This is a genomic window from Glutamicibacter sp. GQ173, assembly GCF_059759215.1.
Map to the genome: position 1 here is coordinate 33,630 of NZ_JCAXDT010000010.1, position 16,390 is coordinate 50,019.

General features: G+C 63.2%; 8 protein-coding genes. All 8 read left to right on the top strand.

The window, feature by feature from the left end; all coding sequences use genetic code 11:
• Positions 1-39: 39 nt before the first annotated feature.
• Genes AC6CHO_RS15430 through AC6CHO_RS15465 form a run of 8 tightly spaced genes read left to right on the top strand, consistent with a single transcriptional unit; the run spans position 40 to position 16,373 of the window.
• The gene (locus AC6CHO_RS15430) at positions 40-6,228 is read left to right on the top strand and encodes an Ig-like domain-containing protein (protein ID WP_498216270.1); all 6,189 of its coding nucleotides are present in this window, start codon (positions 40-42) and stop codon (positions 6,226-6,228) included.
• Positions 6,229-6,281: 53 nt separating this feature from the next.
• Positions 6,282-7,301, top strand: coding sequence for an AAA family ATPase (locus AC6CHO_RS15435; RefSeq protein ID WP_444660612.1), 1,020 nt, complete (start codon positions 6,282-6,284; stop codon positions 7,299-7,301).
• A complete protein-coding gene (locus tag AC6CHO_RS15440; RefSeq protein ID WP_498216272.1) occupies positions 7,301-8,620 on the top strand; it encodes a DUF58 domain-containing protein in 1,320 nt (439 codons plus the stop codon). The genes AC6CHO_RS15435 and AC6CHO_RS15440 overlap by 1 nt, the downstream gene beginning before the upstream one ends.
• Positions 8,617-10,968, top strand: coding sequence for a transglutaminase-like domain-containing protein (locus tag AC6CHO_RS15445; protein ID WP_498216274.1), 2,352 nt, complete (start codon positions 8,617-8,619; stop codon positions 10,966-10,968). Before AC6CHO_RS15440 ends, AC6CHO_RS15445 begins: the two co-directional genes overlap by 4 nt.
• Positions 10,959-12,098, top strand: coding sequence for an RDD family protein (locus tag AC6CHO_RS15450; protein ID WP_498216276.1), 1,140 nt, complete (start codon positions 10,959-10,961; stop codon positions 12,096-12,098). Before AC6CHO_RS15445 ends, AC6CHO_RS15450 begins: the two co-directional genes overlap by 10 nt.
• Entirely contained in the window at positions 12,095-12,916 is an 822-nt protein-coding gene (locus AC6CHO_RS15455) for a PP2C family protein-serine/threonine phosphatase (RefSeq protein WP_498216277.1), read from the top strand. Before AC6CHO_RS15450 ends, AC6CHO_RS15455 begins: the two co-directional genes overlap by 4 nt.
• On the top strand, positions 12,913-14,829 hold the full coding sequence (locus AC6CHO_RS15460) for an FHA domain-containing protein (protein WP_498216279.1): 1,917 nt from the start codon (positions 12,913-12,915) through the stop codon (positions 14,827-14,829). Before AC6CHO_RS15455 ends, AC6CHO_RS15460 begins: the two co-directional genes overlap by 4 nt.
• A complete protein-coding gene (locus AC6CHO_RS15465; protein ID WP_498216281.1) occupies positions 14,826-16,373 on the top strand; it encodes a serine/threonine-protein kinase in 1,548 nt (515 codons plus the stop codon). The genes AC6CHO_RS15460 and AC6CHO_RS15465 overlap by 4 nt, the downstream gene beginning before the upstream one ends.
• The last annotated feature ends 17 nt before the right edge of the window (positions 16,374-16,390 follow it).

A 16,390-nucleotide genomic window follows, 5' to 3' on the forward strand; every position in this document is an offset into this window, starting at 1 on the left:
GGCGCGCACTCGTACCAGCAATTCAAGGAATGACCTTTAATGGCCAGAACTGCCTCATCCGGTTGGACCGGCATGCTGAAAAGCACCGGTTTCAAAGCAACTGCCATACCGGTAGCTGCGGCCCTCGCCGTCACCGGGGCCATTATCTACCCCGGTTTCGAAACCGCTGACGTTGAACTCAACGACGGCGGCGTCTGGGTGGTTAACCAGTCCGAAGGCAAAATTGGCCACGTCAATTACCAGTCGCGCACCATCGATGGCGGCGTAGCTACGCCACTGGCCAGCTACGACCTGGTCCAGCACGAAGAAAACGTGATGGTCCGCAATCTGGAGCAGGCATCACTGACCACCATTGACCCATCCATGGTTCAATTTGCCGGCGACAACAACCTGCCCGCGAACTCGACCTTCTCCTTCGGCTCATCCGTCGTCGCGGTCACCGATGCAGAACACGGCACGGTGCAAGCCAGCTCCCTGGAACATATCGGCGACTTCAAAGGCGAAGGCGCTGAACCCCTGATTGACTCCGAAGGCGAAGTCGGAGCCGTAGTGGGCGCCGACGACACCATTTGGGCGGCAGATTATGCCGCAGGCATCCTTTCCAGCTTCACCCTGGACAACGACGGCACGGCCGTCGCCGGCGAGCAGCTTGAAATCTCCGAGCTGACGTCCATGAAGAAGCCGCAGCTTTCCGCCGTGGGAGACACCGCTGTGGTCTTCGACGACGCCAGCGGCGAGCTGGTCACCTCCGAGGGCGGCAAGGCCACCTTGGAGAATGCAGCCAATGCCCGCATCCAGGCCCCGGGACCGGACTCCGATAACGTCGCAATTGCCCTGGACCAATCGCTGGCCACCGTCTCCCTGTCCGGAAAGGACACCAACTACGAACAAGTCGACACCGCCGGTACCCCGATTGCACCAGTGCGCGTTGGCTCCTGCACCTACGCCGCCTGGCAGACTAGTGGCGAATACGTCCGATTCTGCGATGATCCCGCTGGAAACCAGCGCACCCTCATTCCAGAAATGACCGAGGGCGCCGAACTGGCCTTCCGCGTCAACCGCGACGTAGTTGTGCTCAACGATGTTCACTCAGGCCAAGTGTGGCTGGCCAACGAAGGCATGGAAATCGTCAGCAACTGGAGCGACCTGGAACCACCGGCAGGAGAAGGCGAAGCCAAGGAAGAAGAAACCAAGGAAATAACCGACGCCATCGAGCTGCCCAACCGCACCGAGGAAAACAAGAAGCCGATCGCCGAAGATGACCAGTACTCGGTGCGCCCCGGGCGCACCACCTTGCTGCCGGTGCTCTACAACGACGTGGATCCGGACGGCGACTTGCTGACCGCTGCCGTTGAAGGATCCTCCCCGTCATTGGGCTCCATCCAGCCAGTGCATGATGGCACAGGCTTCCAGATTGTGGTCCCCGACGATGCCAAGGGATCAGCCAGCTTCAACTACACCACCAAAGACGGCCGTGGCGGGCAAGACACCGCCACCGTGAAGCTCAACGTGGTCGGCGACGACACCAACAAGGCACCGGAACAGCAACGCACCACGGTGCTGCGCGTGCAGCAGGGCGAATCGGTGAGCCACAACCTGCTCACCGACTGGACCGATGCAGAAGGCGATGACCTGCGTTTGCTGGGTGGAACTTCCGAGGGCGACGACGTGATCCGCGTCCAGCCCGATGGCACCATGACCTTCCAGGATGACGGCAAGAAGCTGGGACAGAAGGAAGCCGCCATCCAGGTCTCCGACGGACAGGAAAGCACCAAGGGCCGCGTCCTGGTGGAGGTGATGGCAGAATCCACCATCAAGCCAGTGACCGCCACCGACCACGTCGTCGCCAATATCGGTGAATCGGCAAGCTTCAGCCCGCTGGAAAATGACACCGACCCCACCGGGGATGGACTGCGTCTGGCCGGCGTTGATGACGTGCCCGGATTGGAACTGGCCTCCAACGCCCAAACCGGAGCCGTCACCGTCAAGGCCGAGCGTGCCGGAACCTACTACGTGGAATACATGGCCACCAACGGCCCGGCCAGTGCTCCGGGCCTGGCCCGTATCGACGTGAAGAAACCCGAAGAGCAGGCCGCCGACCCGATTGCCGTGCGCGATGTCGCTTTGCTGCCGGCAGGCCAAGACGTGCTGGTCAATGTCCTGGGCAACGATTCCGACCCGGCCGGCGGCGTGCTGGTGGCCACCGGCGTGCAAAGCGCCACGGACAAGCCGTTCTCCACGAGCATTGAACGCAATACCTTTGTGCGCATTACCGACGTGCGTGGCCTGACCGACCCCACCACAATCAGCTACACCGTCTCCAACGGCAGCCATGAAGCCACCGGGTCCATCCGGGTCATCCCGATTCCCGCGCCCCCACGCATGGACCCTCCGCAGGCCAACCCGGATACGGTGACCGTTCGTGAAAACGACGTGGCCACCGTCAAGGTGCTGGAAAACGACATACACCCCAATGGCGGAGAGCTCACCCTGCGCCCGAAGTTGGAAGAAACCGAGGGGCTGGGCGAAGGCTCCATCATTTCCGTCGCCGATGACACTGTCCGCTTCCGCGCAGGCGACTTCGGCGGCAAGGCCAAGCAGGTTTCTGCCGTATATACGGTCGCTGGCCCCGATGGCCAGGAAACCAGCGCCACCGTTACCTTCAATATCCAGCCTGCGGCCGAAGCCAGCGACTTGGAAAAGAACAGCCCGCCAAATCCGGAACCGGTCACCGGCCGCGTATTTGCCGGATCCAGCACCAACGTGCAGGTGCCAATCGACGACATCGATCCCGATGGCGACTCGGTGTCCCTGGTGCAGTTCGGCGACTCGCCGCGCCTGGGAACCGCCAAGATCCGCGATGGCTCCATCGACTACACGGCCAATCCCGATGCCTCGGGCACGGATGAATTCAGCTACGTCGTAGAAGACCGCCTCGGCGCCCGCGCCACCGGAACCATCAAGATTGGCGTGGCCCCGCTGGCCGAAACCAATAACTCCCCGGTCGCGGTCAACGACTTCCTCACCGTGCGCCCGGACCGCCCCGTGGCCGTGGACGTCATGGACAATGACACCGACCCTGATGGGGACCCGATCGCGCTGATGAGCGAGCTTTCCAGTGAAGCAGGGGCCGATGTGAGTGTTGCAGATGGCCGTGTCCTGCTGACCTCGCCACCGGATGACGGCAGCATTTCGGTGCGCTACATGATTTCCGACGGCCGTGGCGGCACCGCGGCCGGAACGCTGAGCATCAAATCCGATCCGCAAGCTCAGCTGCTTGCTCCCATAGCCCGCGACGACCGCGTGTCCTTGGAGCAAGTCATCGAAAACGATGAGATCACCGTGGATATCCTGCGCAATGACGAGGACCCCGATGGCAGCGCAGATGAACTCAAGGTCAGCCTGCCGGATAACCCGCGCAGCGCCCGGGTGACCGATGACGGACTGGCTGTCACCGCCGGTGAACAGCCCCAGGTCATCGCCTACTCATTGGAAGACGCCGATGGCTTGACCTCCACTGCCTTCGTGCATGTGCCGGGAACCGCTGGTGCCCGGCCGATCCTGCGCAGCGGCCTGAAGCTCGAGGTGCAGGCAGGTGAAACCCTGCCGCTGAACCTCGAAGACCTCGTTCTGGTCCGCGAGGGGCGCAGCCCGCGGTTGACCACCGAAGAATCGGTGACCTCCATGCCCGAAAACGATGGCGAATTGGTCAAATCCGCCACCGAACTCACCTTCCGCGCACCGGTCGATTTCGACGGTTCGGCCACTGTGAGCTTTGAAGTGACCGATGGCGAGGGACCCGACGATGAAAAGGGCCTGAAGTCCAAGCTCACCGTACCGGTCAACGTCACCCCGGCCCCGGGCCAGGACAATAGCGACGAAGAAGAAGACCAGAACGAGGACGGCAAAAGCAAGGAAGAAGAGGAAGAAGAGGAAGAGAAGCAGCCCGACGAGAAGAACTTCGCGCCAACGTTGCAGTCCAACTCGCTGTCCGTCGGACAGGGCGAGGAACCTGCCCTCCTGGATCTTCGCATGGCCGCCAACGACGCCAATGAAGAAGATGTCCCGAAGCTGAAGTTCGCTGTCGGCTCGGTGGATATCCAGGGTGTCGAGGCCCAGCTGGTGGATGGCCACACGCTGAAGGTCAGCGCCGACGCGTCCACGCCCAAGGGCACCAGCGGCACCGTCTCGGTCACGGTCAGCGACGGGGTGAACCCGCCGGTGGCAGCGAATATGAGGGTGACCGTCACAGGATCCAACCGCGAATTGCCGGTGGCAGTAGCCGATAACGTCGCCGATGCGGCACAGGGCAAAACCGAAGTGGTCGAGGTCCTGGCCAATGACCACAACCCGTACGCCGATCAGGGCCCGCTGCGCCTGATCAATGCCCGCGCGCTGCAGGACACCGGGAATGTCGAGGTCAAGGGGGACAAGGTGGCGATCACCCCGAAGGACGACTTCGTGGGCACGATGCGCGTGGAGTACACCATTGGCGATGTCACCGAGGATGTGGCCCGCAACGTCATCGGCACCGTTACCCTGAACGTCAAGGGCGCTCCGGAAGCACCGGGACTGCCACGCGTGCAATCCTCGGGCGACGAAAAGGTCGTGCTGCAGTGGGATCCGCCAGCCAATAACGGCTCGGCCATCATGCACTACACCGTCACCGGCGGCGGGCACACCCAGCAGTGCGCCACCACCACCTGCACCATCACCGGCTTGACCAACGACAAGGTCTACAACTTCACCGTGACCGCCACCAATGCGGTCGGCGAATCTCCGGCCTCCGCCCAGTCCGCTGATGCGCGCCCGGATGTCGAGCCGGAGCAGCCTGCTGCGCCGACCGGCACCAGCGGCGATACGCAAGCCGCGTTCAAGTGGACCGCGCCGGTCAGCCGCGGTTCGGCGATCCAGAGCTACACGCTGGAAATCTCCCCGGCCCCAGGCAACGGGATCACCCAGGTCACCGGAATCACCGGAACCTCCTACATCTGGAAAGGCCTGAAAAACGGCACCGACTACCAAGTCCGGGTGCGCGCGGTCAACAAGGCCGCAAAGCCTTCGGCCTTCAGCGCCTATTCTGCGGCGGTAACCCCCGCCGGAAAGCCGTTCAAGCCATCGGCCCCGACCGCGGCCCGCAAGGAATCCGCGGTGGACGGCGGCGTGGTCAACTTGGCATGGACTGCACCGGGAAACAACGGTGCGCCGATCACCGGGTACACCCTGCGCGTGTTCAAGTCGGGCGCCCTGGTCAAGACCGTTGGATCGATCTCCGCCGACCAGCGCAGCCAGAGCGTTACAGGTTTGAGCACCTCCGGCTCCTACACCTTCACCATCGCCGCGGGCAACCGGGTCGGCGCCTCTGCGCAGAGCTCGCCTTCGGCTGCGGTCACCCCCTACGGGCGGCCCAAGACCATCTCATCGGTGGCCGCCAAGGCCACCGGCGCCTACCGGATGGTGCAGTTGAACTTCCAGGCTCCTGGATCCAACGGCTCGAAGATCACCGGATACCAGTACTCCACCGACGGCGGGGCATGGAAATCATTTGGCGGTCCCGGTGCGGTGATCGACACCGGATCGAACGGCAACGCCCACACCTGGCGGGTCCGGGCGCTCAACGCTGCCGGCGCGGCGTCGCCGAGCCCGGCCAGCAACAAGGAAAGCGCCTACGGCCCGTTGCGCGATAACGCGAATATCACCGCATCGCATGGCAACGACTGGATCACCTTCAACTGGAATCCGGACGCCGGCCGAAACAATGGCCGCAAGGTCAGCCACACCGTCACCATCGGCGGGAACGGCACTGAAAACGATGGCACGCAGCAAGTGAACGGGCTGGGCTACTCGACCGACCGCACCATCCAGGTCACAGCTACGGATACCGAAGGCCAGTCGCGCTCCTGGTCCAAGACGGAGACGACGAACCCGAAGCCGGCCCGTTCGGTGACCCTGTCCAAGGGGCCGAACTACAACGGCTACTCGAATTCCACCTGCGATCCGGATTGCTACAAGTACCACGTGGAGCTCTACAACTTCGCGCCCGGAACACATACCTATCTGGCCAAGTGCTACCACTCCGGCGGAATGTTCTCCGATAACAATGTGACCTTCAACGTCAATGGCGATGGCCGGGCCTCCGCGGACCTGCCTTGCGTGATCGAGCCGGGCTGGTCCGAGCCGTACTACGCAGTCATTGACGGAACCGAATCCAACAAGACCACCTTCTAGCCACGCGCGGCGAGCGCAGCGCTATGCACTGAAAGGGCACTATGCCAACGACCATGAGCACCGAGCAGGCCAGCTGGTTCTGCGACACCTTCTCCACCCTGGTCTCCAATGTGGGCCAGTCCGTCTTGGGCAAGGACCAGACCATCAAGCTGGTGCTAGCCGCCATGCTTTCCGAGGGGCACGTGCTGCTCGAAGATGCACCGGGCACCGGCAAGACGATGCTGGCCCGCTCGCTGGCCGCCACCGTGAAGGGCAGCAACTCGCGCATCCAGTTCACCCCCGACCTGCTGCCCTCGGATGTCACCGGCATTACCATCTACGACCAGCGCACCGGCCAGTTCGAATTCCACCATGGCCCGATCTTCGCCAACCTCGTGCTGGCCGATGAAATCAACCGCGCCTCGCCAAAGACCCAGTCAGCGCTGCTGGAGGTCATGGAAGAAGGACGCGTCACCGTCGATGGCGTGACCTACCCGCAGGCCCGCCCCTTCATGGTGATCGCCACCCAGAACCCGATCGAGCAGGCCGGCACCTACCGGCTGCCCGAAGCGCAGCTGGACCGCTTCTTGATCAAGACCTCCATCGGCTACCCGGATCGCGCCGCCACCGTGGCCCTGCTTTCGGGCAGCGCCCAGCGCGACCGTTCGGCCAACCTGCGCCCGGTGATCACCACCGAAGCCGTCGTGGAAATGGCGCAGCTGGCCACCACCGTGCACGTGGATGCCGCGGTGCTCGACTATGTGGCAGCGCTGTGCGAGCTGACCCGCGAGGTACCCGAAACCCGCCTGGGCGTCTCGGTGCGTGGCGCGCTGGCGATGGTGCGCGCGTCGAAGGTCTGGGCCGCCAGCCAGGGGCGCAACTACGTGCTCCCGGATGACATCAAGGAACTGGCCCCGCACATCTTCACCCACCGCCTGGTCCTGGATCCGGAAGCCGAGTTCACCGGCACCACCGCATCCCAGGTCATCACCTCGGTGCTCGCCAAGGTTCCCGCCCCGACCCGCCGCGGAAGCGAAGACTCGGTGGCGGCAGCTGAAAACCAGGACTCCGGCTCCGGCCAGGAAGCGCATTAATGAACCGAAAAGCCAGGCGTTCCTCCCGGCGCAGCGCACTGAACCGCAGGGCAGGCCAATCGCTGAGCATGGCCAGCGAAGCGCTGCAGGTCCTGCGCGAATATCTGCGCCCCGCCGCCACCAAGGCGCGCACCTACAGCGACCGGTTCCTCGGCCCGCTGGGCTCGGTGATTTCCCCTTTGGGCTTCGCTGTGCTGGGAACCACGATTCTCCTGTGGATCCTCGGCGCCGTCTTCGGCTGGCAGGAAGCGGTCCTCGGCGCATTCATGGCCACCATTTTGCTGCTGGCCGCCGTCGGCTTCATCCTTGGGCGCAACGACTTCAGCGTCCAGCTGGATCTCCACCGCACCCGTGTCGCGGTAGGGGACCGCGCCGTCGGCGCACTGCAGGTCTCCAACAAGGCATCGCGCAGTGCAGCCCCGGTGATGATGGAACTGCCGGTGGGCCATGGCGCCACCGCCTTCCGGATCCCGCGCCTGGCTACTGCGCAGGAACATGAAGAACTCTTCACCATTCCCACCCAACGGCGCCAGGTGCTCAACGTCGGACCGGTGCGCTCGGTGCGCCAGGACCCCTTCGCGATTCTGCGCCGCCAGGTGAAGTGGACCGAAACCTACGAGCTGTTCATCCACCCGAAAACCACCGGGCTCGATGGTTCCTCCGCAGGCTTCATCCGCGACCTCGAAGGCATGCCCACCTCGGATCTGTCCAACTCGGACGTCTCCTTCCATGCACTGCGCGACTACCAGCCCGGCGATGACCGCCGGCACATTCACTGGAAATCCACGGCGCGCACCGGCCAGCTGATGGTGCGGCAGTTCGAGGAAACCCGCCGCTCCCACCTGGCCTTGAGCCTTTCTACCAATTTGGAGGAGTACTCCGAAGCGCACGCCGAAGAAGACTTCGAGCTGGCGGTTTCGGTGGCTGCCTCCATAGGCCAGCAGGCTGTAGCCGAGCAGCGCAAATTGGCCATCCTCACCCAGGAAGGGCCGGTGCGCACCGACAGCGGCCGGTTGATGATGGACGGGCTGACCCGCATTGAAGCCGCCCCGGTACTGCGCGAGAATCTCGTGGACGTTGTACGCCATACCGCCGATACCGTGCCAGGCGCCTCGGTGGTGTTTTTCCTGACCGGCACCCGCACCAGCGCCAAGGCCCTGCGCGCGGCCTGGATGCACGTGCCCGTCGGGGTGCGGGCCATCGCGATCCGCTGCGAGTCGGGGATCGAGCCGACCCGTTCGAATATTGGCGAATTGACCGTTCTCAGCCTGGGAAAACTTGATGAACTGGGTTTGATGCTGCGAAAGGCGGTGGCATGAATAAGCTCCCGCTGTGGCGTTTTGGCGTCGATGCTGCCTGCCTGGCATTGGCGCTGCTGCTCGGCGCCCTAGGTCTGCTTGATGCCTACGGCGCCAGCCCCAATTTCATGCTGGCTGCTGCCGGCGGCATCCTCGCAGGCCTTGCCCTGGCCTGGGCGAATGTCTATTTCCGCTGGGGCGCCTGGCGCACCGTCGGAATCTTTGCGCTGCTCTACCTGCTGTTGGGCACCCCGCTGGCAACACCGCGTGAAGCGGCCTTCGGCGTTCTGCCCACCGCATCGTCACTGCGCACCTTGCTGGCCGGACTGGTCTTCAGCTGGAAGGACATGCTCACCGTCGCCCCGCCGGTCGGAACCTACGGCGGGGTACTCATTGTGGCGTTCTTCTCCACCTTGCTCACCGCAGTGCTGGCCGGACTCGTTGCCTGGCGGCTGCGCTCGCCGTACTGGACGCTGATCCCGCTTTTGGTCATGTTCATCCTGGGAATTGCCTTCGGCACCCGCGACGTGCCGTTGCCGATTGCCCGCGGCGTGGCCTTGATTGCCGTGCTGGTGGGCTGGCTGGCGTGGCGAACTTTCATGTCTTCGCGGATTACCGGCGCTTTTAATGGGCTGGAGGCCGGGCACGGAGAATCACGCGGCGGCCAGCAGCTGCTGGTGCGCCGTGTGATCGCCGGGGCACTAGTACTGGCCGGCGCGGGAACCATCACCGCGGCAGCCACCCCGATCCTGGCCCCGGAAACCCCCCGCCAAGTGCTGCGCGATGCGCTGGAACCCCCGGTGGATCTCTACGATTACCCCAGCCCGCTGACCCGTTTCCGCAAATATGTGAAAACCATGGCCGATGACACCCTCTTGACCGTTAAAGGCCTTCCCAAAGGCCAGCGCATCCGCTTGGCGGCGCTGGATTCCTATAACGGCATGGTGTCGAACGTGGACCCGGCCGCCGGCGGAAGCTTCTCCCCGGTAGGCGATGCCAGCGATATCCGTTCCACCGATTCAGCCGATGGGCGCGAAACGGCCGATCTGGACATTGAAATCGAAGACTATGACGGAGTGTGGGTTCCTGCCGGCGGAAAATTGCTGGGCATGGACATCACCGGAGCCCGCGAGGACGAACTGGCACGATCGCTGTTCTACTCCGATACCTCCGAGAGCGTGCTGAGTTCCACGGGACTGCGCAAGGGCGATTCCTACACGGCCAAGGTGCAATTCCCGGCCCAGTCAACGGATGAACAGCTTGCCGAGCTGGACTTTGCACAATTGCGCATGCCGGAATTGGCCAACGTCCCAGCGATAGCTGGAGCCAAGGCTGCGGACTTTACCGGGTCCGCACGCAGCGACCTGGAACGGGCGCGCGGCCTGGAAGCGACGCTGTCAGGAACCGGATTCTTCTCCAATGGAACCGAGGACCAGGTCCCTTCCCTTTCCGGACACGGTGCCGGGCGCATCACCAGCCTGCTGGATGCCGACCAGATGATTGGCGACGATGAGCAGTATGCGGTGGCCATGGCTTTGATGGCGCGCGAGCAGGGCATGCCAGCGCGTGTGGTCATGGGCTTCTATCCCGAAGAATACCGTCCTGACCAAGCGGTGAACCTGACCGGTTCCGATGTGCACGCCTGGGTGGAGATCGCCTTCGAGGGGGAGGGCTGGGTAGCTTTCAACCCCACGCCCAATGAGGATGAGCAGCCTACCCCGCCAGAGCAGGAGCCGAAGTCGGTGCCGCAGCCCCAGGTGCTGCAGCCGCCTCCGCCGGCCCAGGATGAAGCGGATCTGCCTCCGCAGACTGCACCCGAGCCCCAGGAAATCGAGGAAGAACCCAAGAGCTTCTGGGAACGCTGGGGCATGGTGATCAAGGTGGCAGGCATTTCGCTTGGCTCCCTGCTGATACTGCTCTCGCCGCTGGCGCTGATTGCGCTGTTGAAACTTCAACGCCGCAAAAAACGCTCAGGTACCGGAAACCGGGCTGAACGCATGAGCGGGGGCTGGCAGGAACTGCTGAGCTACGCCACCGACCACCGGATAGCCACGGCCAACGGTGCGACCCGCAGGGAAAATGCTGCGGTGCTTGCCACCGGATTCCCCGCTCTGGCATCATCGGTAGCCACCTTGTCCCAACAGGCCGACGCCGCGAACTTCTCTCGCGAGCAACCAACCGAGGAACAGGTACAGAAGTACTGGGATGAAGTGATGGCGCATACCCGCAAGATGCAAGAGCCGCTGAGCTTCTTCAGGCGGATGCGGGTGAACTTCTCGCCGCGTTCGCTGATCCATGAATTGGCGGCCAAGACGGTCATCACAGCAAGAACATTCAAACGGAAGAGTAGGAAATTCCCATGGCAGTGAAAATGAACTTGGTGGACGCCACAACCACCCAACGACTGCTGTCATGGCTGGTGGACATGGTGCCGGTGCTGATCCTCTCGGTGATTTTCTTGCCGATGATCTCAGCCAAGATGCTCCAAGCCCTCACGGTCCCAGAAGTCATGGGCGACATCATGGGAATCTATGCCACGTATGCCCTGCTCGCTTTGGCCTACACGGTGTTCGTATGGTGGTGGGAAGCCACCGCTGGCAAGACCCCGGGCAACCTCGTTCTGGGCGTGCGCACTACGAACCTCGAAGGCGGTGCCCCCGGGTGGGGCAAAACCATTGGCCGGCGCTTGCTGATTGCTGTCGCCGGCATCATTCCCCTGGCAGGTTCCATCCTGATGGTCATTTCCAACCAGTTCGATTCCAATGGAAAAAAGCAGGGATGGCACGACAAGGCCGCAGGCACATTGGTTCTGGATATCAAGGCCGGACGTGACCCATTGAGCACTGGCGGCAAACAAGGGCCAGAATCATTTGCCCCGCAGCCAGCTGCAGAGCAGGATTCGGAGGTGGCCAATGTCCGACAGCCAGCGGCTGAGCAGGCTCCGGCGGTCACCAGCGTCCCGGTGCAGAATGCCGACGGTCCGGTGGAGAAGGAAGTGGCCGTCATCGATTCGGTTCCAGGGGCCGTCCGGGCTCCACAGCCAGAACCAGAGCAACAGCCAGAACCACAGCCCGAACCTCAACCGCAGGCCGAGCTCTCTGACCAGCACGTTTCGGGCGCAGACGCGGATGAAGAAGAAGGCTACACCCGAATTCGTTCCGCAGCGCCTGCGGGCCTGCACCTGGAATTTGATGACCAGAAGTGCATCGAGCTCGATGGCACTATTCTGCTCGGTCGCAACCCCTCGCATGGCGAGGGCGACATCGGAGTGCGACTGGTTGTCCTGGATGATCCCGAGCGCAGCGTGTCCAAAACCCACCTGCTTGTTCAGCCCGGTGCCGGCTGCATTTGGGTCACCGACCGCGGTTCGGCCAATGGCTCATCCATTGTTGACGCACAGGGCGCGGTTCGCGCACTGGAACCGGGCAAACCCGAACAGGCCCTGGCCGGGCAGACCGTCTACCTGGGCGACAGGTACTTCCACGTGGAGCAACCTTGAACGGCCCGGCGCCCAGCACTGTCCCGAGCTTCAGATACGGCTATGCCACCGATCGCGGGCTGCGCCGTGCGCTGAATGAAGACAGCGTGCTGGCCTCCGACCGGCTGGTCGCCATCGCCGATGGCATGGGCGGGCATGAAGCCGGCGAAGTAGCCAGCGCCATGTGCCTGAAGCTGCTTGGCGAGGGGCTGGGCACCGTGCCTGAGCGCATTGATCCGGACCAGCTCGGGGCGCTGCTTGAGCGCACCGATCAGCAGATCATTGAGGTGGGAGCTGGCCGGGCCGGAACGACCCTCACCGGGGCGGTGCTGGTGGATGAAAAGGCCAGCACAGCAGCGGCGCAGCCCCAGCTCCTGGTCTTTAATGTCGGCGACTCGCGTACCTATCTGTGGTCGCATGACCAGCTGCAACAGGTCAGCATCGATCACTCGGAAGTCCAGGAAATGGTCGACAGCGGCCAGCTGAGCCCGGACGAAGCTGCCAATTACCCGCGCCGCCACGTTATTACCCGTGCCCTTGGCATCAATGCCGATAGCCATCCGGACTTCTGGCTATTGCCCGTTGCGGGCACGGAAAGGATCCTGGTGTGCTCAGATGGCTTGAGCAGCGAAGTGGGCGATGAAAAAATAGGAGAGATTCTGGCGTACTTCCCGGACCCGCAACAGGCTGCCGAAGAATTGGTCCAAGCAGCTCTCACCGCCGGAGGACGCGATAATATCAGCGTGATCGTAGCCGATGTTCAATACGGGCATCCAGACGACGTCGAAGTGACCGTCCCGCGACTATCGACCATGAGCCACACAGAGGAGACATCATGAACAGCCTGCGTTACATCCCCGGCGAATGGTACGCCCTGGTCAATGACGAGCATGCCGTACTTCTGCCTGCTGACACCAGCACCGAGCAAGTTACCGACTTCTGGGACAAGCTCCAAGATGCCGTAACCGTCGAGTCGTTGCTCTCCGAGCTGCTGTCCATTTACCAGATGAATATCGCATCCCTGCCAAATTTTGCCCTGGTCTCTCGGGAAGCCGCACCGCACACTGTATTGCGCGGCAGCCTCGAATTGCGCTCGCGTAGCCTGAAGGGCGAAGAATTGGTTAGTGGCACCGGCATTGCCACCTGGGCTGAGCGCCAACTGGCTGACTCGCAAGGCTGGACGCTGGGCGCTGCTGCCGAAATTTCCACCAAGGCCGAGGCGTTGCCAATCCAAGAAGGCATTGTTCGTGTTTCAGCACTGTCGTGGGATAGTGGCCAAGACCCATCCCCGGCTGCAGCGGATCGTGCCAAGCAAGAAGCGACTGCATCGGCTTCCGCTTCTGCAGCTGCTGCCTCGAGCGCGGTCAAGGCTCCAGCCCAGTCCGAGGAGAAGAGCGTTGCCGAGTCCCCGAAGCCCGAGGCAGAGGTTGTCCAGGCACCTGCCAGTGCTCCAGTAACGGACCGGAAGCCAGCGCCAGCGGCTCCAGCCCAGTCCGAAGAGAAGAGTGTTGCAAGCTCTTCGAAGCCCGAGCCACAGGAAGCCCCGGTGCCTGCCAGTGCTCCGGTGGCGGAGAGCAAGCCGGCCCCGACGGCCGCTCCTGCGCAGTCCGAGGAGAAGAGCGTTCCCGAGGCTCCGAAGCCTGAGGTGCCGGAAGCCCCGGCGCTTGCCAAGGCTCCGGTGGCGGAGAGCAAGCCGGCCCCATCGGCAGCAGCAGATCCGGCTCCGGCCACGGAAGAAATTGCTGCACAAGAGCCAAAACCTGAAGCACCTGATGCGCCTAGCGCTCCCGTCGCAGCTCAAATGCCTGCGCCCGTCCGGGCGCCTGCACCCGCCAACGACGCAAGCCCGAGCCAGGCTCCAAAGCCAGCGGCGCCCGCTGCCCAGGGGCCGCTTGCCGCAGAGAATGCAGGAGCCAAAGGCAAGAAGGTTGCCGCGCAGGACGCCGACAACGAAGACACCTTCATTCCCTCTTCGGATCGCGGGCACACCGCTTCCGGGGTGAACGAACAGACCCAGGACCCGGAGGACTACGAGCAGCACCTGCACTCCGCCGAATTCTCGCTGGCTAGCCAGCTGCTGGGCATCCGAGGAGCAACCGGCACCGAATACGAAACCGGTGACGGCGACGATCTGGATACGATCATCAAATCTCGTGCTGCCGCCACCTCGGCTTCCGCGGCGGATGAGCACACGATCATTCGCGGGATCAAGGCCATGAAGCCGCAAACCCCGCCACGACCGGAACCAGAGGCCGGCGATGACAGCCATTCCGGACCCACCGAGTACATCTTGGCGCGCTCCTGCGAACAGCGCCACCCCAACCCGCCGACGGCCTCCACCTGCCATACCTGCGGGGCAACCCTGTCCGGTCCGGCGCGCCAGGTTCGCAAGCCAGCCATGGGCCGCATGACGGTGCGCGACCGCGGGGGCATTCGCGAGTATTCGCACGAACTGAACCGCTCCGTGGTGCTGGGCCGCCAGCCCAGCGCCTCGGCGGTCAACGAACCGAATCCACCGCGCTTGCTGCAGATTGACAGCCCGAGCGGCGATATTTCCCGCTCTCACCTGCTGGTGCGCCTGGAAGGCTGGCATGTGCAGCTCGTTGACCTGGGCGCGACCAATGGAACGATGCTCTTGCGTGAGGGCCAGGCACCGCGACGCCTCTCGAAGAACCAGGAAGTCATGCTGAAAAGCGGAGATGTGGCGGACCTCGGCGATGGTGTCAGCCTGCGTTTCGAGGATCTGCCGTGAGCCCACGGCGCCCCTCGTCGCCCGCGCCGCAGATCCCCGGTTTCACCCTGGTCAAGCCACTGGGTACCGGCGGCTTCTCCGACGTGTACCTCTACGAACAGCATCGGCCCCAGCGCAAGGTGGCCATCAAGGTGCTCCTGGCTGATGTCAGCAAGGACGATGCCCGGAAGCTCTTTGAAACTGAAGCCAACTTGATGGCCCAGCTCTCGTCGCATCCGTACATTGTGACCATTTACCAGGCTGAGACCACCGACGATGGCCGCTCGTACCTGGCGATGGAGTATTGCTCCCGTCCCTCCCTTGATGCCCGGTACCGCCGCGGCGTGCTCAGCGTTGATGAGGCGCTGACGCTGGCAATCCAGCTTTGCTCTGCGGTGCACACGGCGCATTTGGCGGGCATTGTGCATCGAGATATCAAGCCGGCCAACGTGCTGACCACCGATTACAACCGTCCGGCGTTGACCGACTTTGGCATTTCGGGCACCGTGGGGTCCCATGCTGCCGGGATGTCCGTGCCATGGTCGGCACCTGAAGCCTTTGAAGAGGGCCTCCCGCCGGGGGTGCGCATGGATGTCTACTCGCTGGGCGCCACCATCTATACGGTGCTGGCCGGGCACTCGCCTTTTGTGCATCCCGGACAGGACAATTCGCAAGCAGTCCTCATCGAGCGAATCTGCAACACCCAGCTGCGGGCGTTGACCCGGGCCGACATCCCGGATTCGCTGAATCAGGCCCTGGCGGTAGCCATGGCCAAGGATCCAGAAAGCCGATTTGGCACGGCCGCCGAACTGGCGCGGACCTTGCAACGGATCCAAATGGAATTGGGTTTTTCAATCACCGAGTTCGAGGTGATGGAAGATCCCGCTGCTGAGGCAGCTCCTGAAGAGGAAGGGGAGGCAACCCGCGTCCGGAGCGTCACCTCGATCAGCGACGCCCAGCGTCCGCTGTCGGCAGGCCCGATGATTTCCTTCGTTCCGGGGCAGCGTCCCAAGGATTCGGGCAGCAGCAGGCCCGCCAAGCCCAAGGTTGCCGAGCGATTTGTTGCTGCCCCCAGCAACGCCTCGGAATCCTCGCAATCGCCTGCTGGGGACCAGGCCGACGCGCCAGTGGCGGAAAATGAAGCTAGGAGTTTCCCGAAAATATTTATTGTTGTCGGGATCATCCTGGTTTTGCTGATTGGCGGTGCAGTGGCGGTAAATCGGCTGCTGCCACAGGATGAAGGAACCACCGAAGGCGGACTTCCCATCACAGCCTCCGGCGATCCAAAAGATCCCCTGCTGGGCGGCACCGTGCCGATGGTGGAAAATTTCAAGTACTCTACGGTGGGTGAGACAGTGACTTTCCGCTGGGAAAACCCGGAACCTAACCAGGGTGATTTCTACCGGTGGGCGCCCATCACGGCAACGGATAAGGGCGAAGTCCAGCAGACCAAGTCAACCAGTGCTACGACCGCTATTGCTGAGGGCGGGCAGACGTGCATCGAGGTCAAACTGGTTCGCGATGACGGCCGCATCTCGGATGCTTCAAAGTTCTGTACGGGTTAATGATCGGGAGAGAAGGC

Excerpts from the sequence above, each read along its gene's own strand:
- AC6CHO_RS15430 (WP_498216270.1), top strand. The coding sequence starts at position 40 with ATGGCCAGAACTGCCTCATCCGGTTGGACCGGCATGCTGAAAAGCACC.
- AC6CHO_RS15435 (WP_444660612.1), top strand. The coding sequence starts at position 6,282 with ATGAGCACCGAGCAGGCCAGCTGGTTCTGCGACACCTTCTCCACCCTG.
- AC6CHO_RS15440 (WP_498216272.1), top strand. The coding sequence starts at position 7,301 with ATGAACCGAAAAGCCAGGCGTTCCTCCCGGCGCAGCGCACTGAACCGC.
- AC6CHO_RS15445 (WP_498216274.1), top strand. The coding sequence starts at position 8,617 with ATGAATAAGCTCCCGCTGTGGCGTTTTGGCGTCGATGCTGCCTGCCTG.
- AC6CHO_RS15450 (WP_498216276.1), top strand. The coding sequence starts at position 10,959 with ATGGCAGTGAAAATGAACTTGGTGGACGCCACAACCACCCAACGACTG.
- AC6CHO_RS15460 (WP_498216279.1), top strand. The coding sequence starts at position 12,913 with ATGAACAGCCTGCGTTACATCCCCGGCGAATGGTACGCCCTGGTCAAT.